Annotated in this window: 16 protein-coding genes; 13 read left to right on the top strand and 3 right to left on the bottom strand. The window is 69.7% G+C overall.

Annotation, left to right across the window (positions count from 1 at the left end; genetic code table 11):
* The first annotated feature begins 32 nt into the window (after positions 1 to 32).
* From phnD to V7Z82_RS08780, 6 genes are all read left to right on the top strand, one after another.
* Positions 33 to 1,022: a phosphate/phosphite/phosphonate ABC transporter substrate-binding protein gene (gene phnD, locus V7Z82_RS08805; RefSeq protein WP_334150207.1), complete on the top strand. Its 990-nt coding sequence runs from the start codon at positions 33 to 35 to the stop codon at positions 1,020 to 1,022.
* Positions 1,023 to 1,044: 22 nt separating this feature from the next.
* On the top strand, positions 1,045 to 1,848 hold the full coding sequence (phnC, locus tag V7Z82_RS08800) for a phosphonate ABC transporter ATP-binding protein (RefSeq protein ID WP_334150205.1): 804 nt from the start codon (positions 1,045 to 1,047) through the stop codon (positions 1,846 to 1,848).
* The gene (gene phnE, locus V7Z82_RS08795) at positions 1,845 to 2,657 is read left to right on the top strand and encodes a phosphonate ABC transporter, permease protein PhnE (RefSeq protein WP_334150204.1); all 813 of its coding nucleotides are present in this window, start codon (positions 1,845 to 1,847) and stop codon (positions 2,655 to 2,657) included. Before phnC ends, phnE (V7Z82_RS08795) begins: the two co-directional genes overlap by 4 nt.
* A complete protein-coding gene (gene phnE, locus V7Z82_RS08790) occupies positions 2,654 to 3,469 on the top strand; it encodes a phosphonate ABC transporter, permease protein PhnE (RefSeq protein ID WP_334150203.1) in 816 nt (271 codons plus the stop codon). Before phnE (V7Z82_RS08795) ends, phnE (V7Z82_RS08790) begins: the two co-directional genes overlap by 4 nt.
* Positions 3,456 to 4,322 carry a MurR/RpiR family transcriptional regulator gene (locus tag V7Z82_RS08785; RefSeq protein ID WP_334150202.1) on the top strand — a complete coding sequence of 289 codons (867 nt, stop codon included), beginning with the start codon at positions 3,456 to 3,458 and terminating at the stop codon, positions 4,320 to 4,322. Before phnE (V7Z82_RS08790) ends, V7Z82_RS08785 begins: the two co-directional genes overlap by 14 nt.
* A gap of 115 nt (positions 4,323 to 4,437) precedes the next feature.
* On the top strand, positions 4,438 to 5,166 hold the full coding sequence (locus V7Z82_RS08780) for a hypothetical protein (RefSeq protein ID WP_334150201.1): 729 nt from the start codon (positions 4,438 to 4,440) through the stop codon (positions 5,164 to 5,166).
* Between the two features lie 5 nt (positions 5,167 to 5,171).
* On the opposite strand, the gene V7Z82_RS08775 is transcribed toward V7Z82_RS08780, so the two are convergent.
* The gene (locus V7Z82_RS08775; RefSeq protein ID WP_334150200.1) at positions 5,172 to 6,671 is read right to left on the bottom strand and encodes a PucR family transcriptional regulator; all 1,500 of its coding nucleotides are present in this window, start codon (positions 6,669 to 6,671) and stop codon (positions 5,172 to 5,174) included.
* Between the two features lie 120 nt (positions 6,672 to 6,791).
* Between V7Z82_RS08775 and gabT the strand changes: the two genes are divergently transcribed.
* From gabT to poxB, 7 genes are all read left to right on the top strand, one after another.
* Complete coding sequence (gabT, locus tag V7Z82_RS08770) at positions 6,792 to 8,159, top strand: 4-aminobutyrate--2-oxoglutarate transaminase (RefSeq protein WP_334150199.1); 1,368 nt, start codon at positions 6,792 to 6,794, stop codon at positions 8,157 to 8,159.
* A gap of 79 nt (positions 8,160 to 8,238) precedes the next feature.
* On the top strand, positions 8,239 to 9,645 hold the full coding sequence (locus V7Z82_RS08765) for a flavin monoamine oxidase family protein (RefSeq protein WP_334150196.1): 1,407 nt from the start codon (positions 8,239 to 8,241) through the stop codon (positions 9,643 to 9,645).
* Positions 9,642 to 10,526 (top strand): universal stress protein, encoded by an 885-nt coding sequence (locus V7Z82_RS08760; protein WP_334150194.1) that lies wholly within the window; start codon positions 9,642 to 9,644, stop codon positions 10,524 to 10,526. Before V7Z82_RS08765 ends, V7Z82_RS08760 begins: the two co-directional genes overlap by 4 nt.
* Entirely contained in the window at positions 10,526 to 12,067 is a 1,542-nt protein-coding gene (locus tag V7Z82_RS08755) for an APC family permease (protein WP_334150193.1), read from the top strand. Before V7Z82_RS08760 ends, V7Z82_RS08755 begins: the two co-directional genes overlap by 1 nt.
* Before the next feature lie 27 nt (positions 12,068 to 12,094).
* Positions 12,095 to 13,570 (top strand): NAD-dependent succinate-semialdehyde dehydrogenase, encoded by a 1,476-nt coding sequence (locus tag V7Z82_RS08750; RefSeq protein WP_334150189.1) that lies wholly within the window; start codon positions 12,095 to 12,097, stop codon positions 13,568 to 13,570.
* Between the two features lie 67 nt (positions 13,571 to 13,637).
* Positions 13,638 to 15,002, top strand: a complete 1,365-nt coding sequence (locus V7Z82_RS08745) for an NAD-dependent succinate-semialdehyde dehydrogenase (RefSeq protein ID WP_334150187.1) — start codon at positions 13,638 to 13,640, stop codon at positions 15,000 to 15,002.
* A 153-nt stretch (positions 15,003 to 15,155) separates the two neighbouring features.
* Positions 15,156 to 16,877, top strand: coding sequence for a ubiquinone-dependent pyruvate dehydrogenase (gene poxB / locus V7Z82_RS08740; protein ID WP_334150185.1), 1,722 nt, complete (start codon positions 15,156 to 15,158; stop codon positions 16,875 to 16,877).
* 71 nt (positions 16,878 to 16,948) lie between these two features.
* Here poxB and V7Z82_RS08735 read toward each other — a convergent pair whose 3' ends face one another.
* Both V7Z82_RS08735 and V7Z82_RS08730 read right to left on the bottom strand, forming a co-directional pair.
* Positions 16,949 to 19,747: a tetratricopeptide repeat protein gene (locus V7Z82_RS08735; RefSeq protein ID WP_334150183.1), complete on the bottom strand. Its 2,799-nt coding sequence runs from the start codon at positions 19,745 to 19,747 to the stop codon at positions 16,949 to 16,951.
* A gap of 43 nt (positions 19,748 to 19,790) precedes the next feature.
* Positions 19,791 to 21,635, bottom strand: a complete 1,845-nt coding sequence (locus tag V7Z82_RS08730; protein WP_334150181.1) for an HSP90 family protein — start codon at positions 21,633 to 21,635, stop codon at positions 19,791 to 19,793.
* Between the last annotated feature and the right edge of the window lie 165 nt (positions 21,636 to 21,800).

The raw sequence follows: 21,800 nt of genomic DNA, 5'->3' as shown, positions 1-21,800 counted from the left end.
CCGCACCCACCCACCCCCATCGAAGGATGAACATGCGTACCTCCCTCTTCCGCTCCTCCGCAGCGGGCGTCGTCGCCGTCGGCGCACTGCTGACCGTCGTGCTCGCCGGCTGCTCCGGCAGTGCCGCGGCGCCGGACGGCTCGGCAGCGCCCGCCGCCGATCCCGACTCGATCGTGCTCGCTCTGGTCCCCTCGCAGGACCAGGACGGACTCGTCGACACCGCGGCGCCCCTCACCGACTACCTCACCGAGGAACTCGGCATCGAGGTCACCGGCGTGGTCTCGAAGGACTACCAGGCCGCTGTCGAGGCGATGGGTGCCGGCCAGGCGCAGATCGGCTTCCTGCCGTCGCTGCAGCTGTGGCAGGCGAATGACATGTACGACGCGAAGGTCGTGCTGCAGACCGAGCGCAACGGCAACATCACGTACCCGGCGCAGTTCATGACGAACAACCCGGACAAGTACTGCGACGACGAACCGGTCGAGCGCGACGGGATGCTGTTCTGCAACGGCGCCGACGCGATGACGGGTCCTGCCGGTCTCGACAGCATCGACAAGGTCGAGGGTGCGAAGGTCGCCGTCCTCGGCCCCGGATCGCCTGCCGGCTACATCTACCCGATCCTGGCGCTGCAGGAGGCCGGTCTCGACACCGACACCGACATCCAGCAGATCCCGGTCACTGCGAACGACGCATCGGTGCTGGCCGTCTACAACGGCGACGCCGAGGTCGGCTTCAGCTTCTGGGATGCCCGCACGATCGTCGCCAAGGACACCCCCGACGTCGGCCAGAAGGTCGTCGTGTTCGCGATGACCGAGGAGATCCCGAACGACGGCGTCGCGCTGTCGTCCGACCTCTCGCCCGAGCTGCAGGACCGCATCACGAAGGCTCTCGAGGACTTCTCGAACACGGAGGAGGGCTCCGAGATCCTCACGAGCATCTACTCGATCACCAAGCTCGCTCCGGCCGACCCGGACTCCCTCGACGTCGTCGCGCGCGCCGCACAGGCGCTGGGACTGCAGTAAATTGTCCGATCAGATCCAGCACGTGGACGCCGCAGCTCAGGCTGCGGCGTCCACGCCGTGGTCCATCCGCCTCGACGACGTCACGGTCCGATACCCGAACGGGACCATCGGCCTGAACCGGGTCTCGCTCGACATCGACGCCGGCGAGATGGTCGCAGTGGTCGGGCTCTCCGGCTCGGGCAAGTCCACGCTCATCCGCACGATCAACGGCCTGGTGCCCGTCACGAGCGGCACGCTCGATGTCGGCGAGCATCGGGTCAGCGGCGCTTCGACGCGCACGCTCCGTCGTCTCCGCGGCGATATCGGCATGGTGTTCCAGGGCTTCAACCTCGCGGGCCGGGCGAGCGTGCTCCAGAACGTGCTCGTCGGGCGCCTCGCCCATACGCCGCTGTGGCGCACGCTGCTCGGCGCCTATCCGGACGCCGACAAGCAGCTCGCCTACCAGGCGCTCGACCGCGTCGGCATCCTCCCCAAGCTGCACGCCCGCGCGTCCGAGCTCTCCGGTGGCCAGCAGCAGCGCGTCGCGATCGCGCGTGCCCTCGCGCAGGAACCCCGCATCGTCCTCGCCGACGAGCCGGTCGCGAGCCTCGACCCGCCCACCGCGCACGGCGTCATGAACGACCTGCGCCGCATCAACCGCGACCTCGGCATCACGGTGCTCGTCAACCTGCACCTGCTCGACCTCGCCCGCGAGTACGGCGCACGGATGATCGGCATGCGCGCCGGCGAGATCGTCTACGACGGTCCGGCGACGAGCGCGACGGATGCCGACTTCGAGCGCATCTACGGCCGTTCGCTCACCCCGGAAGACCGGTTGGACACGTGACCCGCGTCGCACCGGCATCCGATCTCGAGGTCCCGGCTCGACCGCCAGGAGCGTGGAGGGGACCGGTCATCGTCGTCGCCGTCGTGGCCGTCACGGTCGTGATGTGCCTGCCGGGCATCGGCATCGGCGTCGACCTCTCGGCCATCGCGCGCAACTGGCAGAACGGCGCCGACAAGATCATCAAGCTGCTCATGCCCGATTGGAGCTTCTTCCCCCGGACGCTCCCACCCCTCATCGAGACGCTGCAGATGGCCGTGATCGCGACAGCGATCGGCGCGGTCGTCTCGCTGCCGCTCAGCTTCTGGGCAGCGCGCGCCACGAACCCGCACGCCCCGACGCGCATCATCGTGCGCGGCATCCTCAACGTCATCCGCAGCGTCCCCGACCTGCTGTACGCGGCCATCCTCGTCGCCATGGTCGGCGTCGGAGCGCTCCCCGGCATCCTCGCGCTGCTGCTCTTCAACGTCGGCATCATCGTCAAGCTCGTCTCGGAGGCGATCGACACGAACGACCGCGGCCCGCTCGAAGCCGGACGCGCGGTCGGCGCGACCCAGACGAAGATCAACCGCACGCTCGCCCTGCCGGACGCCTGGCCGGCCTTCGCGAACCAGACCCTGTACGTCTTCGAGCTGAACGTGCGCGCCTCGACCGTGCTCGGACTGGTCGGCGCCGGCGGCATGGGGCTGCTGATCGATGCGGTGCGCACCTTCTACCGCTACGACCAGCTCTCGCTCATCATCCTGGAGATCCTCATCGTCGTCATCGTGATCGACCTCGTCTCGGACGCCATCCGCAGGAGGCTCGTATGAGCGCGGTGCTCACCGTCATCCCCGACACGCCTCGTCGTCCCTGGCTGATCGCCGGCTGGCTGCTCGTGACCGGCATCGTGGTGCTCGCGGTCTGGTCGATCGATATCGACTGGGCGCGCCTCGCCGACCTGCCGGCCGAGATCGTCCGGTACATCGGCCTGATGTTCGCGAATCCGAACTGGGAGAAGCTGCCGGAGGCGCTCTGGCAGACCTGGCGCAGCATCGAGATGGCGTGGGTCGGCACGATCCTCGGCATCCTGCTCGCGACGCCACTCAGCCTGGTCGCCGCACGCGGCTTCGGGCCTGCATGGCTGCGGGCGCTGCTGCGGGGGCTGTTCTCGCTGATCCGCGCCGTGCCGGAGATCATCATCGCGATCGTGATCCTGTCGGTCACCGGCCTCACCCCGTTCACGGGTGCGCTCGCCCTCGCGATCAACGGTGTCGGCACGCTCGGCAAGTGGGGATACGAGGCTGTCGAGGCCGTGCCTCGCGGACCGATCGAGGCTGCGCGCGCTGCAGGTGGCAGCACCCTGCAGGTGCTGCGCTGGGGCGTGTGGCCGCAGTCGGAACCCGCGTTCTGGTCGTTCTGGCTGTACCGCTTCGAGATCAACGTGCGCTCCTCCGCCGTGCTCGGACTCATCGGCGTCGGCGGAATCGGCGACATGCTCACCTCCTACACCCAGTACCGTGAGTGGTCGACGGTGGGTGTCCTGCTCATCGTGGTCGTCGTCGTGACAATGCTGATCGATGCCGCGTCCGGCGCCATCCGCCGCCGGATCATGGAGGGAGCCCGCACCCGTGTTCTCGCCTAGTGCCCCGCCGACCGCACGCATCGCCGCGGTGCTCAACACGATGCAGCCGGCCGAGCGTCGCGTCGCAGAGCTGATCATCGGATCCGCCGACGAGGTCGTGGAGTGGACGGCGCAGGAGCTCGCCGACCGCGCAGGTGTCGGCCGTGCCACGGTCGTGCGCACCTGTCAGGGCATCGGCTATCGCGGGTATCCGCAGCTGCGGGTCGCGCTCGCGGCAGAACTGGGCAGCGGGCCGGCGGAGGCCGTGGTCGATCACGGACCCGGCGTGCTCGGCCGGATGCGCGGCGAGATCGATCGACTCGCGACCTCGCTCCCGGCGCTCGCGAGTCTGCTCGATCCGGATGCCGTCGCCGAGGCCGTGCGGGTCGCGGCATCGGCTCGCAGGCTGCTCGTGCTCGCGAACGGTCTCTCGTCGCCGATCGCGAACGACCTCGCGATGCGGCTCACCGCGTCCGGGCGCGCTGCGGAGTTCATCGCCGATGCGATCGCGCAGCAGATCGCGGCGCGCCACCTCACTGCGGACGACGTGTGCCTGGTGGTGAGCGGCTCCGGCGCGAACGAGGCGAGCCTGCGCGTCGCGACGGCGGCGGCCCGCGGTGGGGCGACCGTGATCGCGGTGACCTCGTTCGCCTCGTCGGCGCTCACCGAGGTCGCGACCCTGTCGCTCGTGCTCGCACCGACGGGCGTGAGCTTCCGTGATGAGCTGGAGCACGCCTCGCGCGTCGCGTATCTCGTGTTCGCCGAGGTGTTCGCCGCGGCCGTGACGACCGAGCGCGGCGACGACGCGGTGCAGGCACGGGCCCATGTGCTCGAGGTCGTGTCCGACAACCTCGGGGAGAGCGCCGAGGCGTAGCCGTTCTCGGTCCTGCGAGGTCCACGGGCGCGGGCGGCGGGACTGGATACCGGCATATCGATACTCCGGTTCGAGACCGGGCCGAACGGTCCGTGAGCGTTGCTACGGTGCGGAAATGCGCTCCGGGAAGACCCTGGTCATCATCGTCGTCCTGGCGGTGATCGTCGTGGGCGTCGCGACCGCGATCGTGTCGGCGTCCGTGTCGGCCTCTGTCCCGACGACGGGACCGAGGCCGCTGACCACCGCCGAGGCCGAGCGGCTCGCGGTGGCACGATTCCTGAACGTCGAGGGCCGAGGTGTGCGGTTCACCACGAGCTTCGATGCGTCGGAGGGAGCGGTCGAGCTGCGCGGAGTGCTCGACTTCGGCGACGACGTCGGCACCGCGAACGCGAGCATCGACGGTGCACCTGAGGTCATCCAGTGGGATGCCGATACGGTGCTCCGGTGGCAGGATGCGGGCGGCGGCGCCTCGCCGCCGACCAGCCTTCCCGAGGGCCAGGCCGTCAGCCGCCGCCTCGACCCGTCGACGTCGGTCCTCGATCTGATGCTCTGCCTCCTCAGCAGTCTCGGCGCCGACCAGCCGGCGGATGCGGCGGTGCTGCAGCAGTCGGGTGCGCGGTGGCTGCGAACGGATGAGGTCGACGGCACCGCGGTCGATGTGGTCGCCGGCCCACGCAGCGGGGGACGTGCCGGGGACGCCGGACGCACGAGGTACTGGATCGACGCCGGCGGCCGCCTGTTGCGCTTCGAGGCGGATCTGGCGAGCGGATGGGTCGCCGTGCGCCTCGACGCGGACGCATTCAGACCGGTCGAGCCGTCGCCGCAGCTGCGCGCCGACGGCTGAAGCGGTCAGTCCCTCGCCGTCTGCAGCAGCGCCCAGAGCTCGGCGCGCGCGGGGAACGACGACAGGTCGATCCCCAGCAGTGCCCCGGCCTGCGCGATGCGCGCCCGCAGCGTGTGCCGGTGTATCCCGAGCTCGAGGGCTGCCGGCTCGGCGCGCGCATCGTTGCGCAGCCAGCAGCGCAGCGACCGCTCGAGCTCAGCGGAGCCTGACTCGTCGTGTGCGCGCAGTGGAGCGAGGCGTGATTCGGCCACGAGCCTCGCCTCGTCGGTGGCGAGGGCGCTGAGGATGCTCGAGCCGACCGTGTCCGCGTAGCGCTCTGCGCCGGTGCTCGACCGCTGCCGCAGTGCCGTGAGCGCCTGGGCGTGCGCCCGCGAGAATGCGTCGTAGCCCTCCGGCTCCGAGACGCCGAGTCGGATGCCGAAGCGCAGCGCGAGCTCGTCGAGGAGATCGTCATCGGTGGCCGAGACGCAGACGGTGACGCCTTCGTCGGACTCGGCGAGGAAGAACGCGGTGCCGTGGTCGGCCCGGTGCCGCTCCCACCAGTCGGCGATCGGGCCGGCCGGGGCGTCGGCGGCGACGGCGACCACCACCGGAGCCGCCGGGAGCCCGCCGATCACCCGGCGCGTCAGGGTCGGATCGTCAGCGAGCAGCGACTCCAGCAGCTGCGTGTGCAGCCGGCGGCGGCTGCGCGCCAGCTGCTCGCTCTGCTCGAGGGCGAGTCCTGACATCGCGATCACCGAGGTCACGACCGACCTGGCCTCCTGATCGAGGGCGTCGGTCGCGATCGCGATCACCCCGCGCAGATGCCCGCCGCGGCCGATCGTGAACAGCATCAACGTGTCGTCGCCGATCCTGAGCGACTGCCCCGCTTCGAGCCCGCGGGCGAGGATCTCCATCACTCGATCGCCGAGCTCGGCCAGCACACCCGGATCGACCGACTCACGGGGATGCGAGAACAACAGCGCACCGGCAGCGTCGAACATGCCGGCCCACACGCCGAGTCGACGGCCGAGTTCGGCGATGGTGGCGTCGAGCCCGTGCGGACGGAGCGCGGCGAGGGCGAGCGCTCGCTGCGTGTCGAGGGCCCACGATCGGCGCGCGTACGCCTGGGCGGCGATCGCCTCGGAATGCGCGCGGGCGACCGCGATGAACGGCGTGCGGTACGGCACCTCGAACAGCGGCATCCCTCTGCCCGTGCACGCGGCGAGCAGCTCGTCCGGGATGCCGGCGCGATGCACCTCGGTGCCGAAGCCGAGCCCGAGCACGCCGCGGTCGATCAGCCGCGCGACATACGTGTCAGCGGCATCAGGGTCGTCGAACTGCGTGCCGGTCGTGAGCAGCACGAGATCCTCGGCGAGGAAGGGCGTGGGATCGGCGAGATCCGAGCTGTGCACCCAGCGGAGCGCTCGGTCGAGTGCGCCGTCCGACAGCGACGCATCGGGAGACACGAGGCGCAGCCCGAGGTCGCGACGGCCGAGCAGGGCACGCAGCGTCGGCTGGTCCACGGCGACTCCTCTCCGAACGGAACGGCACGATCAGGATTTATACACGCTGGCAGATCCGTGATTCAGATTGTACAGGTCGGCGAATGCGGCAGTCCTCGTGACGCCCGTACGCTCGCGAACATGGCACTCCTCGACACCACTGCTGCTGCTGTTCCTCTCGGCGGACCCGAGCTCCCCCAGGAGCGTCGCCTGGTCACCGAGCTTCCGGGGCCCCGTTCGGCCGAGATCCTCGCCCGCAAGGCGGATGCCGTCGCCGCCGGCGTCGGACACACCGTGCCGGTCGCGACCGTCGCAGCGGGCGGCGGCGTCGTCGTGGACGCCGACGGCAACTCGCTCATCGACCTCGGCTCCGGCATCGCGGTCACCACGGTCGGCAACGCGCACCCGAAGGTCGCGGCCGCCGTCGCCGCCCAGGCAGCGCAGTTCACGCACACCTGCTTCATGATCTCGCCCTACGAGTCGTACATCGAGGTCGCCGAGGCGCTCAACCGCGTCACTCCCGGCGACTTCGCGAAGAAGAGCGCGCTGTTCAACTCGGGCGCAGAAGCCGTCGAGAACGCGATCAAGATCGCCCGCAAGCACACCGGTCGTCAGGCCGTCGTCGCCTTCGATCACGGCTACCACGGCCGCACGAACCTGACGATGGCGCTCACGGCCAAGTCGATGCCGTACAAGAGCGGATTCGGTCCGTTCGCCCCCGAGGTCTATCGTGCTCCGATGTCGTACCCGTTCCGCGACGGCCTCGACGGCAACGAGGCGGCGGCCCGCGTCATCCTCCAGCTCGAGAAGCAGATCGGCGCCGACAACCTGGCCGCCGTCATCATCGAGCCCATCCAGGGCGAGGGCGGCTTCATCGTCCCGGCCGACGGCTTCCTGCCGGCGATCCTCGAATGGTGCCGCGCGAACGGCGTCGTCTTCATCGCCGACGAGGTGCAGACCGGCTTCGCCCGCACCGGGCACATGTTCGCGAGCGAGATCTTCGGCATCGAGCCCGACCTCATCACGACCGCCAAGGGCATCGCCGGCGGCCTTCCGCTCGCCGCCGTCACCGGTCGCGCCGAGATCATGGACGCCTCGCACTCGGGCGGCCTCGGCGGCACCTACGGCGGCAACCCGATCGCCTGCGCTGCGGCGCTCGCCGCGATCGACGTCTTCGAGAACGACGGCGTCATCGAGCGGGCCCGCGAGATCGGCGCCATCCTCACGCAGCGCCTCTCCGCGATCCAGGAGCACGACGCCCGCGTCGGCGACATCCGCGGCCACGGTGCGATGATCGCAGCCGAGTTCGTCGACCCGGAGACCAAGGCGCCGGATGCCGCGCTCACCGCGGCCGTCGCGAAGGCCTGCATCGCGCAGGGCGTCATCGTGCTGACCTGCGGCACCTACGGCAACGTCATCCGATTCCTGCCGCCGCTGTCGATCGGCGACGCGCTGCTGAACGAGGGACTCGACGTCGTCGCAGAAGCGCTCGCCGCCACCGCGAAGTAGTCGCACACAAGCGTCCGGTCGCGACCCTGATCGGGGGATTGCGGGTCGCGACCGGCATTTTTCAACGAAGGAGATGCAGATGGCTGAGATCACCCGGGACGTGCTCATCGTCGGCGCCGGAGCCGCAGGGCTCACGGCGGCGAACGACCTGCGGAAGGCCGGCCTCTCGGTCGCCGTCCTCGAGGCGCGGGATCGCGTCGGAGGACGTCTGTGGACCGACGTCATCGATGGCGCGATGCTCGAGCTCGGCGGACAGTGGGTCTCGCCCGACCAGGACGCGCTGATCGACACGGTCGCCGAACTGGGGCTCGAGACCTTCAGCCGCTACCGCGAGGGCGACAGCGTGTACGTCGGACCCGACGGCGTCACCTCGCGGTTCACCGGCGAGATGTTCCCCGTGTCCGCCGAGACCGAACAGGTCATCGCCGAGATCACCGAGCGCCTCGATGCGATGGTCGCCGAGATCGACCCCGACCGACCGTGGGAGCACCCGAACGCCGCCGAGTGGGACTCGATCACCTGGGATGCCTGGCTCCGCCAGCAGACCGACGACGACGAGGCCGTCCTGAACCTCGCGTTCGCGACCGGCTCTGCGATGCTCACGAAGCCCACGCACTCGTTCTCGCTGCTGCAGTCGCTGCTGATGGCAGCATCCGCCGGCTCCTACTCCAACCTCGTCGACGCCGACTTCATCCTCGACAAGCGCGTCGTCGGCGGTCTGCAGCAGGTGCCGCAGCTGCTCGCCGAGCGCCTCGGCGACGACGTGCTGCTGAACCAGCCGGTCCGCTCGCTCGAGTGGAGCGACCCTTCGACAGGCTCAGGGACCCAGTTCGTCGTCGCGACCACGGACGAGCTCACGGTCAAGGCGCGCTACGCGATCCTCGCGCACGCACCGGTGCTGTACAGCCGCATCTCCTTCGTGCCGCCGCTCCCGCGGCGCCAGCACCAGATGCATCAGCACATCTCGATGGGCTTCGTCATCAAGGTGCATGCCGTCTACGACCGTCCGTTCTGGCGCGAGCAGGGCCTCAGCGGCACCGCGTTCAGCCCGTACGAGCTGTCGCACGAGGCATACGACAACACCAACCACGGCGATGAGCGGGGAACGCTCGTCGGCTTCGTCAGCGACCAGAACGCCGACGACGTGTTCGCGCTCTCGGCCGAGGAGCGCAAGGAGCGCATCCTCGAGTCGCTCTCGCACTACTACGGCCCTGAGGCCAAGAACCCCGTCGTCTACTACGAGAGCGACTGGGGCACCGAGGAGTGGACCCGCGGCGCATACGCCGCGAGCTTCGACATGGGCGGACTGCACCGCTACGGCGCAGACCTCCGTTCGGCGGTCGGACCGATCCACTTCGCCTGCAGCGACCTCGCAGGCGCCGGATACCAGCACGTCGACGGCGCGATCCGCATGGGGCACCTCGTCGCCTCGAACATCGTGGACTCGAGCCGCACGGCGAGCGAGACGGCAGCGGGCCGGGGATGACCGGCGCCATCGTCGTCGGGTACACGGCGACGGATGCCGGCGCGGATGCCGCGGCCCTCGGGGCGCGCCTCGCGCGGAGCCTCGGTGCCGCCGTGCACCTGGTGATCGTGCTCCCGACCGAGGGCACCCGGAGCGCGGCGGTGCCGCCGGAGCGCGCCTACGAGGATCACATCAGGGGGCAGGCGAAGAAGTGGCTGGAAGCCGCGATCGTCCGCCTGCCGCAGGAGCTGACCCGCAGCGGGCACGTGCGCTTCGCCGAGTCGTTCGCCGAGGGACTGATCGCGGCCGGCGAGGAGTTCGGCGCCCGGCTGATCGTCGTCGGTGCAGCCGGCGGAGGGCTGTTCGGCCGTCATCGGCTCGGCAGCGTGGCATCCGAGCTGCTGCACTCGTCGAGCATCCCGGTCGCGCTGGCGCCCAGGGGCACTGCCGATGAGGACGACCACGTCATCCCTCGCGTCACGGTCGCCGTCGGCAACCGCCCCGGCGCCGAGAACCTGCTCGACGAGGCGGCGTCCGTCGCGGCCGCGAGCGGGGTGGGGCTGCGCCTCGTGTCGCTGGTGCCGTTCGACGTGCCGCCCGGGCTCGACACCGGAGCGATCCGACTCGTCGGGGAGGCCCACGCGCATGACGTGCTGGCGGTGGCGAAGGAGCTGCTGCCCGACGCGCTCGACGCCGTGATCGAGGAAGCACCCGGCGACAGCGTCGAGGATGCCGTCGCCCACCTGTCCTGGCTCCCCGGCGAGGTCGTCGTCGTCGGATCCAGCAGACTCGCACAGCCTCGACGGCTGTTCCTGGGCTCCACGGCGGCGAAGATGCTGCACGAGCTGCCCGTCCCGATGATCGTCGTCCCGCGCACGCGCGCCGAAGCAGGAGTCCGCTGATGAGCAGCTCGAAACGGGCGACGGAGCCCGCAGCAGTCACCACCGGCATCTCGAGCAAGGGCCTGAGCGCAGGCACGGTCGGTCTGCTCGGCGCCATCGTGATCGGCATCTCGTGCATCGCACCGGCGTACACCTTCACGGCCGCGGTCGGCCCCGTCGCCTCCACCGTCGGATCCCAGATCCCCGCGATCATCCTGATCGGCTTCATCCCGATGCTGCTGGTCGCGTTCGGCTATCGCGAGCTGAACAACCGGATGCCCGACTCCGGCACCTCCTTCACCTGGGCGACGAGGGCATTCGGCCCCTGGATCGGCTGGATGGCCGGGTGGGGACTCGTCGTCGCGACGATCCTGGTGCTCTCCAATCTCGCCGGCATCGCGGTCGACTTCCTCTTCCTCCTGATCTCGCAGGTCACCGGCAACGCCGATCTCGCCGGTCTCGCCAGCAACACCTGGATCAACATCGGCGTGTGCCTGCTGTTCATGCTCGGCGCGACCTGGGTGTCGTACCGCGACATGCAGACGACGCAGAAGCTGCAGTACTGGCTCGTGAGCTTCCAGATCCTCGTGCTGGTCTTCTTCGCCGGGGCCGCGATCGTGCAGGCGGTGAACGGCAACGGCTTCGACTACCAGCCCTTCGACCTCAACTGGTTCAACCCCTTCGCGATCTCGTCCTTCAGTGCCGTCGCCGCCGGCCTCTCACTGTCGATCTTCATCTTCTGGGGCTGGGACGTCACGCTCACGATGAACGAGGAGACCAAGGACCCGGAGAAGACGCCGGGTCGCGCTGCCACCGCGACGGTGCTGACGATCGTCTCGCTCTATCTGCTGCTCGCGGTCGCGATGATCATGTTCGCAGGCGTGGGCACCGGCGCACTCGGCCTCGGCAACGAGGACATCCAGGAGAACGTGTTCTTCCACCTCTCCGGGCCGATCCTCGGCCCGCTCGCATTCCTCGTCTCGCTCGCCGTGCTCACCAGCTCCGCATCCTCGCTGCAGTCGACCTTCGTCGGACCAGCGCGAACGCTGCTGGCGATGGGGCACTACGGCGCACTGCCGAAGTCCTTCGCGAAGGTCAGCCCGCGGTTCTTCACGCCCGGGTACGCGACGATCGTCTCGGCGATCGTGGCATCCGCCTTCTACGCCGTGATGCGGCTGGTCAGCGAAGACACCCTGTGGGACACGATCCTCACGCTCGGCATGATGATCTGCTTCTACTACGGACTCACCGCCTTCGCCTGCGTCTGGTACTTCCGCAAGCAGTGGTTCGACTCGACGCGGAACGTCTTCTTCACGTTCCTGTTCCCGCTCGTCGGCGGTCTGATCCTCGCGGTGCTGTTCTTCACGACGCTGATCGACTCGATGGACCCGGCCTACGGATCCGGCACGCAGATCGGTGGCGTCGGCATCGTCTTCATCCTCGGGATGCTGATCATCGTGGTCGGCATCGCGGTGATGATCTGGAACGCCGTCAAGCGTCCGGCCTTCTTCCGCGGCGAGACCCTCGGCATCGATGCGCCGCCGAGCCGTCGCCGCCGCTGACCCCCACTCCTCACAGAAAGAGAATCCATGAGCACTCAGATCGCACCGGCCGAGCAGGCACTGCTCGACAGCGTCCCCACCGGCCTCTTCATCGGCGGACAGTGGACGGATGGTGAAACCGGCACGACCTTCGACGTGAAGGACCCGGCCACCGGAGCGGTCATCCGCACGATCGCCGACGCGACGCCCGGCGACGGCATCCGTGCCCTCGACGCCGCCGTGGCAGCGCAGGACGCGTGGGCGGCGACCGCTCCCCGTAAGCGCAGCGACATCCTCCGCCGTGCGTTCGACCTCGTGCAGGAGCACAAGGAAGACCTCGCGCTGCTGATGACCCTCGAGATGGGCAAGCCCCTCGCTGAGGCTCGCGGCGAGGTCGTCTACGGCGGCGAGTTCCTCCGTTGGTTCAGCGAAGAGGCAGTGCGCATCAACGGCCGCTACGGCCTGAACCCCGAGGGCACCGGCCATATGGTCGTGTCGCAGCGCCCGGTGGGTCCGTCGTTCTTCGTGACGCCGTGGAACTTCCCCTTCGCGATGGCGACGCGCAAGATCGCACCCGCACTCGCGGCCGGCTGCACGGTGGTCATCAAGCCCCCGGCACTCACGCCGCTCACCACGATCTACTTCGTGTCGCTGCTCGAGCAGGCCGGGCTCCCCGAGGGCGTCGTGAACGTCGTGCAGACGTCGAAGTCCAGCGCGCTGTCCGCGCCGATCATCGCCGACCCGCGGCTGCGCAAGCTCTCCTTCACCGGCTCGACCGAGGTCGGCCGCAAGCTCATCGCCCAGGCCGCCGAGGGCGTGCTGCGGGTCTCGATGGAGCTCGGCGGCAACGCGCCGTTCGTGGTGTTCGAGGACGCAGACCTCGACAAGGCTGTCGAAGGCGCACTGGCTGCGAAGTTCCGCAACATCGGCCAGGCCTGCACGGCAGCCAACCGCTTCATCGTGCACAAGGACGTCGCCGGCGAGTTCGCCAAGCGGGTCACCGAGCGCGTGAACGGCATGAAGATCGGCCGCGGCACCGAGGACGACGTCGCGATCGGACCGCTCATCGACGAGGATGCCGTCGCCAAGGCGGGCGAGCTCGTCGACGAGGCGGTCGGCCGCGGTGCGACCCTGCTGGCGGGAGGCAAGGCGCTCGAAGGCGTCGGCACGTTCTACGAGCCGACCGTGCTGACCGACGTCGTCGCCGGCAGTGCGATCCTGCGCGAGGAGATCTTCGGACCGGTGCTCGCGATCGCGACCTTCGAGTCGGAGGACGAGGCAGTGCGCCTCGCCAACGACACCGAGTACGGACTCGTCTCGTACGTCTTCACCGAGAGCCTGCAGCGCGGGCAGCGGATGATCGACGCGCTCGAGACGGGCATGATGGGACTCAACGTGGGCGTGGTGTCGAACGCCGCGGCTCCCTTCGGCGGCGTCAAGCAGTCGGGCGTCGGCCGCGAGGGCGGCTTCGAGGGCATCCACGAGTACCTGTCCACCAAGTACACGCTGATCCCGGTCTCCTGACACTGATATCGGCGTGGGTCCCTGAGCCTGTCGAAGGGCCCCACGCCACTCCACGAGAGGACACGACATGACCGACTACGCCGTCATCAACCCCGCCACCGGCGAGACGCTGGCATCCTTCGACACGTTCACGGATGCGCAGATCGACGAAGCCGTCGCAGCGGCAGACAGCGCGCACCGCGAGTGGTCGCGCTCGACGAGCGTCGCAGAGCGCGCAGCGCTGCTGCGCCGTGCGGCAGAGCTGCACCGTGAGCGCCGCGAGGAGCTCGCCGACGTCTTCGTGCGCGAGATGGGCAAGCCTCGCGAGGCCGCCCTCGGCGAGGTCGACTTCGCCGCCGACATCGCCGAGTACTACGCCGACCAGGCCGAGGCCATCATGGCCGATCAGCCGATCGCGATCCTCGGTGACGGCTCCGCCATCATCCGTCGATCCTCGCTGGGACCCCTCGTCGGCATCATGCCGTGGAACTTCCCGGCGTACCAGATCGTGCGGTTCGCGGCTCCCAACCTGATCGTCGGCAACACGATCCTGCTGAAGCCCGCACCGCAGTGCCCGGAATCGTCGACCGCCATCGAGGCGATCTATCACGACGCCGGCTTCCCGAAGGGCGCGTATCAGAACGTGCTCGCCACGAACGAGCAGATCGCGACCATGATCGCCGACCCGCGCGTGCAGGGCGTCTCGCTGACCGGCTCGGAGCGCGCCGGCGCTGCTGTCGCCGAGATCGCCGGCCGCAACCTCAAGAAGGTCGCGCTCGAGCTGGGCGGGTCCGACCCGTTCATCGTGCTCTCGACGGATGACCTCGACGCGACCGTCCGGGCCGGTGTCGACGCCCGCCTCGACAACAACGGCCAGGCCTGCAACGGCGCCAAGCGGTTCATCATCGTCGACGGCCTCTACGACACCTTCGTCGAGAAGTTCACCGCGGCGATGGCAGCCGTCGAGGCGACCGACCCGACGCTCGACGACACGGTCCTCGGACCGGTCTCGTCCGAGACCGCCGCGGAGAACCTGCAGCAGCAGATCGACCAGGCGGTCGAGCAGGGCGCGACGCTGCTGACGGGTGGCACCCGCGACGGCGCGTTCTTCGCGCCGACCGTGCTCGCCGACGTGACGCCGGAGATGAACGTCTACCGCGAGGAGCTCTTCGGGCCCGCTGCAGTGGTCTACCGCGTCGCCGACGAGGACGCCGCGATCCAGCTCGCGAACGACACGACCTTCGGGCTCGGTTCCTACGTCTTCACGACGGACGCGGAGCAGGCGGAGCGCGTGGCCGACAGGATCGAGGCCGGCATGGTCTACGTCAACCTCGTGCTCGCCGACAGCCCGGAGCTGCCGTTCGGCGGCATCAAGCGCAGTGGCACGTCGCGTGAGCTCGGCCACCTCGCGGCCGACGAGTTCGTGAACAAGAAGCTCATCCGCATCGGCTGAGCGCTCGTCGCCGAGCCACCCCTCTGTGTGCGAGCGGCCCCCCTGAGTGATGCACTCAGGGGGGCGGCTCGCACGAAAGGGGGTGGCTCGGCAGAAGCGTGGGCGGGGCAGGCGGGCGGGCCTCGGAGGCCGTGTCGGGCGTAGGGTCGAAGCATGGCCAATGTCGCTGAGAACATCGTCAAGACTCTGCACGCCAACGGGATCGATCGTGTCTACGGTCTTCCCGGAGATTCGCTGAACGGCTTCACGGACGCCCTCCGAAAGGACGGCACGATCCGATGGGTGCATGTGCGGCACGAGGAGTCCGCTGCCTTCGCCGCGGCGGCGGATGCCGCGACGACGGGCCGGCTCGCAGTCGTCGCCGGGTCCTGTGGTCCGGGCAACCTGCACCTGATCAACGGTCTGTACGACGCGAACCGTTCGCGTGTGCCGGTGCTCGCGATCGCAGCGCACATCCCCACGAACGAGATCGGCACCGGCTACTTCCAGGAGACCCATCCGCAGGAGCTCTTCCGCGAGTGCAGCGTCTACGTCGAGTACGTCGCCGACCCGCGACAGATGCCGCGCCTGCTCGAGATCGCGATGCGCGCGGCGATCGAGAAGCGCGGCGTCGCCGTGCTGGTGATCCCCGGTGACGTCGCCCTCGCCGACATCGCCGATGACCGTGCGGTCGTGATCGAGCGCACTCGACCGGTCGTCGTGCCCAGCGGTGCCGAGCTCGAGCGTGCGGCGACCCTGCTGAACGAGGCGAAGCGCGTCACGATCCTCGCCGGTGCGGGTGTCGAGGGCGCACACGACGAGGTCATCGCGCTGGCCGACCGGCTGGGCGCGCCGATCGTGCATGCCCTGCGCGGCAAGGAGTTCATCGAGTACGACAATCCCTTCGACGTCGGCATGACCGGACTGCTCGGCTTCGCCTCCGGCTACCGCGCCATGGAATCGGCCGATGCGCTGCTCGTGCTCGGCAGCGACTTCCCGTACGAGCAGTTCTATCCGGACGGCGCGACGACGATCCAGGTCGATATCCGCGGGGAGCAGCTCGGCAAGCGGCATCCGCTCGATCTGGGGCTCGTCGGCGACGTCGGAGCGACCGCAGAGGCGCTGCTGCCGCGGCTCGCCGAGAAGGATCGAGGACACCTCGACGACGCCACGGCCCACTACCGCAAGACCCGTGCGAAGCTCGACGATCTCGCGGTGCCGACCAAGGCCGGACGCCCCATCCACCCGCAGTACCTCGCCAGGCTGCTGAACGAGCAGGCGGCGGATGACGCGATCTTCACCGCCGACGTGGGCTCTCCCACGGTCTGGGCCGCCCGCTACCTGCGGATGACCGAGCGGCGCCGGCTGATCGGGTCCTTCACGCATGGCTCCATGGCGAACGCGCTCATGCACGGAATCGGCGCCCAGGTCGCGCATCCGGACCGTCAGGTCGTCGCGCTCGCCGGCGACGGCGGCCTCGCGATGATGCTCGGGGAGCTGCTGACCCTCACGCAGAACAGGCTGCCGGTGAAGACGATCGTGGTGAACAACTCGTCGCTGAACTTCGTCGAGCTCGAGATGAAGGCCGCCGGATTCGTCACCTACGGCACGGGGCTCGACAACCCGAGCTTCGCAGCGATCGCCGAGGCGATGGGGATCTTCGCGCGTCGGGTCGAGCGCAGTGAGGACCTCCCGGATGCCGTTCGCGACGTGCTCGCCCACGACGGGCCGGCGCTGCTCGACGTCGTCACCGAGCGGCAGGAGCTGTCGATGCCGCCGGCGATCGAGGCTGCGCAGGTGAAGGGCTTCGCGCTCTACGCGATCCGCACGGTCATGTCGGGCCGCGGCGACGAGCTGCTCGATCTGGCACGGGCGAACTGGCGCCAGCTGTTCTGAGACGGCGCTCGTCGCTCAGGGGCGGAATGAACCGCACCCTGAGCGACGAGCGGAGCGAGGAGACGAGACGCTCAGCTCTCGATGAGCGCCCGCACCTCGGCGGCCTCGCCGTGGCGACCGAGCGCCTCGAGCGTGTCGCCGAGCTCGAGCGCCGCCACCTGGCGCAGCGGCGGGTGGACTGCGCCGTGCTCCAGGGCGCTGCGGTAGACGGCGACCGCATCGTCGGCGCGCTCGTTGCCGGCGAGCAGCCGAGCGGCGAACAGCTCTGATCCGCCGGCCGAGCCGCTGTCGCCGATCCCGGCGAAGGAATCGGCGGCGGTGAGCACCGCGGAGACCGCCTCGTCGATGCGACCGACCTGGGCGAGCGCTCGCCCTCGCGAGTCCGTGACGTCAGCCAGCAGCCACTCGGCCTCGTGCTGCGTGGCGAGGGCGGTGACCTCGTCGAACAGCGCGAAGGCGCGCTCGTCCTGTCGTCCGCCGTAGATCTGGCCGAGATTGTGCAGCACCTCCGCGATCGCGCCGACCGCATCCGGCGCACGCCGCACGACCTCGGCTGCAGTCTCCAGCATCTCCAGCGCGTCGTCGTGCTCGTCGAACTGCGCCAGGATCTTGGCCTGCTCGCTCATCGACAGCGCCTGATCAGCGTGCTCCTCCACCTCGCCGTACAGGCCGGCCGCGTAGCCGAACGCACCGAAGGCCTGGCCGTGCTCGCCGGCCGCGCTCAGCGAGCGGGCGAGCATCGACGCCGTCATGGCGCGCGAGCCAGCCGCGACCTCGGCCTGCTCCTCCTGCTCGAGCACCGATCCGAAGAGTTCGGCCGCCTCCTCGGCATCCCCGACCGCGAGCATCGCCCTCGCCAGGCGGAAGTTCGCGCCAGCGAGATCGCCGCCCTCCTGCGCGGTCAGGCGTGCCGTCACGCGGTAGCGGGCGACTGCCTTCTCCGGCTCCCCGGCATCCTCCCAGAGCGCGCCGGCCAGCAGGTGCGCCGAGGCCAGGGCCTTGGTCGCGCCGATGCCGGCCAGCAGACGGCACGTCTCGTCGGCATCCGTCGCACCCTCACGGAACTCGTTCGTGCCGCCGCGCACGCGAGCTCGCGTGTGCAGCGCCTGCGCCCGGTGTCCGATGCTGAGGTCGTCCTGCGCGAGGAATCGCTCGAGGATCATCGACGTCGCCTCGATGTCGTTCTTCTGCAGCACCGCAGCGATCGCGATGAGCGTCGTGGTGTTCGACAGCCGGGTGTCCTCCGCCTCGGCGAAGGCGCGCGCAGCCTGCTCGGCCAGGTCGAGGGCGGCATCCGCCTCATCGGACTGCAGGTGCAGGGCGGCACGGCTGATCGCGAGATCGCCGCGCGACCAGGCCGGGAGATCGGATGCCGCGGCCAGCGCGTCCTCCAGGTCAGCGGTGGTCTCGGGCGTGTTCAGCCCGAAGGTCGCGAGTCCGAGCCGCTCCTCGAGGTCGGCCTGCTCGACCCGGCCGGCCGCGCGCAGCGCCGCCACGCGCTCCGGCAGCAGCGCCAGCGCCTCGTCGGCGCGGTCGAGCGCCACCAGGATCCCGAGGTGCATCGACAGCAGCTGTGCGCGCTTGGTCGGATCGTCGACGACGAGTGCGCGGGGGAGCGCCTCGAGGGCCTCGTGCTCAGCACCGAACTGGGCGAGCTCCATCACACGGTCGAACCAGCCGTCGGCGTCGGTCGGGGTGCTCGCCGGTGCGGTCGCGACGAAGGCATCCGATCGGATCGGGACGTCGTAGTGCTCGTCCGCGAGCGCCCGCATCCGCACGAGGCTCTGCGCGTGCCCCTCGGTGCCGTCACGGCGGTCGAACTCCGCACCGATGTGCTCGGCTGCCGACCACGCGACCGCGGCGAGCTCTGCGGCGCTCCAGACCCCCTCGTGCGCGCCGAAGAACGGCTCGAGCGCTGACGACTCGGCGCCACGCACCGGGGTGTCGCCGTGACCTGCTGCGGTGACGCGATCCAGCGCGAAGGCGAAGGCAGCCAGCGCTGCGAAGTGCGCGTCGACGTTCAGACCGTCGTGCGCGAGCCAGGCGATGTGGCGCTCGACGAGCGCCAGCGCACGAGCCTCGTTGCCCGTCAGAGCGGCGAACACGATGTTGTTCGCGACGATGCGCAGGTTGTCCGGGTTGTCCTTGGCGAGACGATAGCTGCGCAGGTGCGCGGTCTTCGCCTCCTCGCCCCGACCGGCACGCAGGTACGGCACGAGCACGCGGGACAGCGCGTGCTCCGGCTCCTCGCCGCAGGAGAACCCGCCCTCGATCATCTCCTCGACCAGACGGATCGCATCCTCATCGCGCCCTGTCTCGGCGAAGAACCCGGCGAACTGGCTGCGTCCGCAGGCGTCGCAGTGGCTGTGCTCGTCGCGCGGAGTGGCCTCGAGCTGCACGCGCAGCTGCTCGGCGTCCTCGGTGCGGCCGGCGTCCCAGGCATCCTCGAACCGGGCGGTGAGCACGCCGCTCATGCCGAGGCCTGCCGCACGGTAGTGCGACTCCATGTCGTCGAGCACAGCGACGATCTGCTCCTGCGAGAACGCGGGGGAGGAGCGCAGCGACGACGCCATCCACTTGAACTGCCACATCAGGTCGGCGCCGCCGTTGTCGAGGTCGGCGGGGAAGCGCTGCGGATCCTGGTCGTGATGCGCCAGGCACCAGGCGAAGGAGTTCAGCATCACGTCGGTGGCGCCGGTCATGTTCGCCGAGGCGGTCTGTCGCATCCGAGCCTCGTACTCGAGCTGCTCGTCACCCAGCTCGATCGCGAGTGCGACCGCCTCGGCGACCAGCGCCTGCTCTGCGGGACCCCAGGGGGTGCGGTCGATCTCCTCGATGAGCTGCTGGAAGCGCTGCTTCGGACGTGCCATGCGGATGGGGTTCCCTTCGGGAGGACGGTGTGCGGCGGCGGGTTCAGTGCGCCTCGTCGAAGGGGATGGTGTCCCCTTCCAGCCCCGCGGAGAGGGAGACGAGGTCGCTGAGTGCCGTGGTCATGAGTCGCCGATCGGCGTCGCTGAGCGGGTGGTGTCCTGCCAGCAGTGCCTGGATGTAGAGCAGTTGCACGGTGCGGGCGAACACGGCGTCGTCGTCGACGCGGACGAGCGCCCTGACGACGCGGTTCGACCAGTTCAGGCACAGACGCGCGCTGAGGTCGTCGTCGCGGGCTGCGGAGCGGGTCTGGTCGATGCGATCGAGCACCCCGCCCCAGAGGGAGCCGGCGATGCCCTTGGTGCGGGTGCGGTCGATCGCGCGGAGCACCTCGGGGTCTGCCACGTACAGGCCGGCGAGATCCGCTCGGTCGATGGAGCGGACGACGACGGAGCAGTCGGATGCCGCGAGCACGGCACCAGCGCGGGCCTCCAGGGCGACCGCGGCGTCGCGGTCGTCGAGCGGTGGCGGGTCGAGCCGGTCGAGCTCGCCCGTCACGTCGACCTGCTCGACCGTGACGGCGGGGTACAGCTCCGGCAGCATCCGGATCAGGTCGGCGTCGTACAGGTACCCGCCGTTCACGAGCACCTCGGAGCTCGGCGAGATGCCGGCGACCTGGCGGAACTCGTCGACGGACGCCGCGTAGCGCACGTGCGGGTAGCGGTCGACGAGATCGCCGATGGTGACGGTGCCGTGCGTGGTCTCCACGGTCAGCCAGCGCGTGATGAACTGCGCGAGCTCCGGATCGTGCCGCACGAGCGACTTCAGGCCGACCTCGTGGATCGCGACGAACTGCGCCAGACGGTGCGGTTCGCGCAGACCCAGCTCGAGCACCCAGCGGCGGATGCCGGCGCCGAGCTGTTCGCGAACGCGTTCGAGCGCGGCGTCCTCGACCAGCGACTCGCGACTCGCGGTCGGCGCGAGTCCGGTCGAATCGATCACCGCCCTGACGAAGAACGCCCACTCCGGCAGCACGTCGTCGACGCGCTCCGCCAGCAGCATCCGTCCCAGGTACATGCGGGTGGCCTGGCGGGCACCGGGCGGCGGGGCGAAGGGCAGCACGTAGGCGAGTCCGCGCGTGCCGGTCGCCGATTCGCTCAGCTCGATCACATCGAGGGGGCCGGCGCCGAGCAGATCGCGCCCGTAGGTCACAGCGGCCTCGACATCGGATGCGGCATCGAGGAACGGCGGCTCGCGGGTGATGTCGATGGTGCCGCCTGGAGCGTCGATCGCGACGCGCACCGGCAGGAACTCCCCGAAGGTCGTCGCGAGCTCGTGCACGGCGGCCGGCCGGAGCAGCTCATCGGCGTCGAACCGGGGGACCAGGTGCACACTGGTGCCGATCGGCAGCTCCTCGTCGATCTCGGTGACCTGGAAGGTGCCGTCAGCGCTGCCCGTCCATTCGACCGAGGCGCCGCCCTTGGCGCTGCGCGAGCGGATGACGATCGTGTCGGCGACCATGAAGCAGCTCAGCAGGCCGATGCCGAACTGGCCGAGGTAGTCACTGCGAGGCAGGTCGAAGATGTCGCGCTTGGAGCTGCGTCCGACGGTCGCCAGCAGATCGGCGACCTCGGCGGCGGTGAGCCCGACGCCGTCATCGCGCAGCACGAACTCGCCGTTCTCCGCGGTCAGCGGCGTGATGCGGATCGCTCCGCCACCGCCGTCGACCTCACGCCGTGCCGCGATCGCATCGCGAGCGTTCTGCAGGAGCTCCCGCAGGTAGACCCTGGGGCTCGAGTAGATGTGCCGGCTGAGCAGATCGACGACTCCGCGCAGATCCACCTGGAACTGCTGCACTTCAGCGCTCACCGGCGCTCCCTCCTCCTGCATCCGCTCGCCGAGCCTAACAACAACACGGGTTCCCGATCCCGGTTCGGCTGCGCCGGATCGATGCCGTATGCTTGTCGAGCAGTTGTTGTCTGCATTCTTTCGCCATGCCTCGGGTCCTCGGACCTCGGGATGATGACAGGATGGAGAGGACACCCCGAGACCTCC

Origin of the sequence: Microbacterium sp. (assembly GCF_036823965.1) — a bacterium.
GTDB lineage: Bacteria > Actinomycetota > Actinomycetes > Actinomycetales > Microbacteriaceae > Microbacterium.
This window is presented reverse-complemented; position numbering and strand designations above follow the sequence as displayed.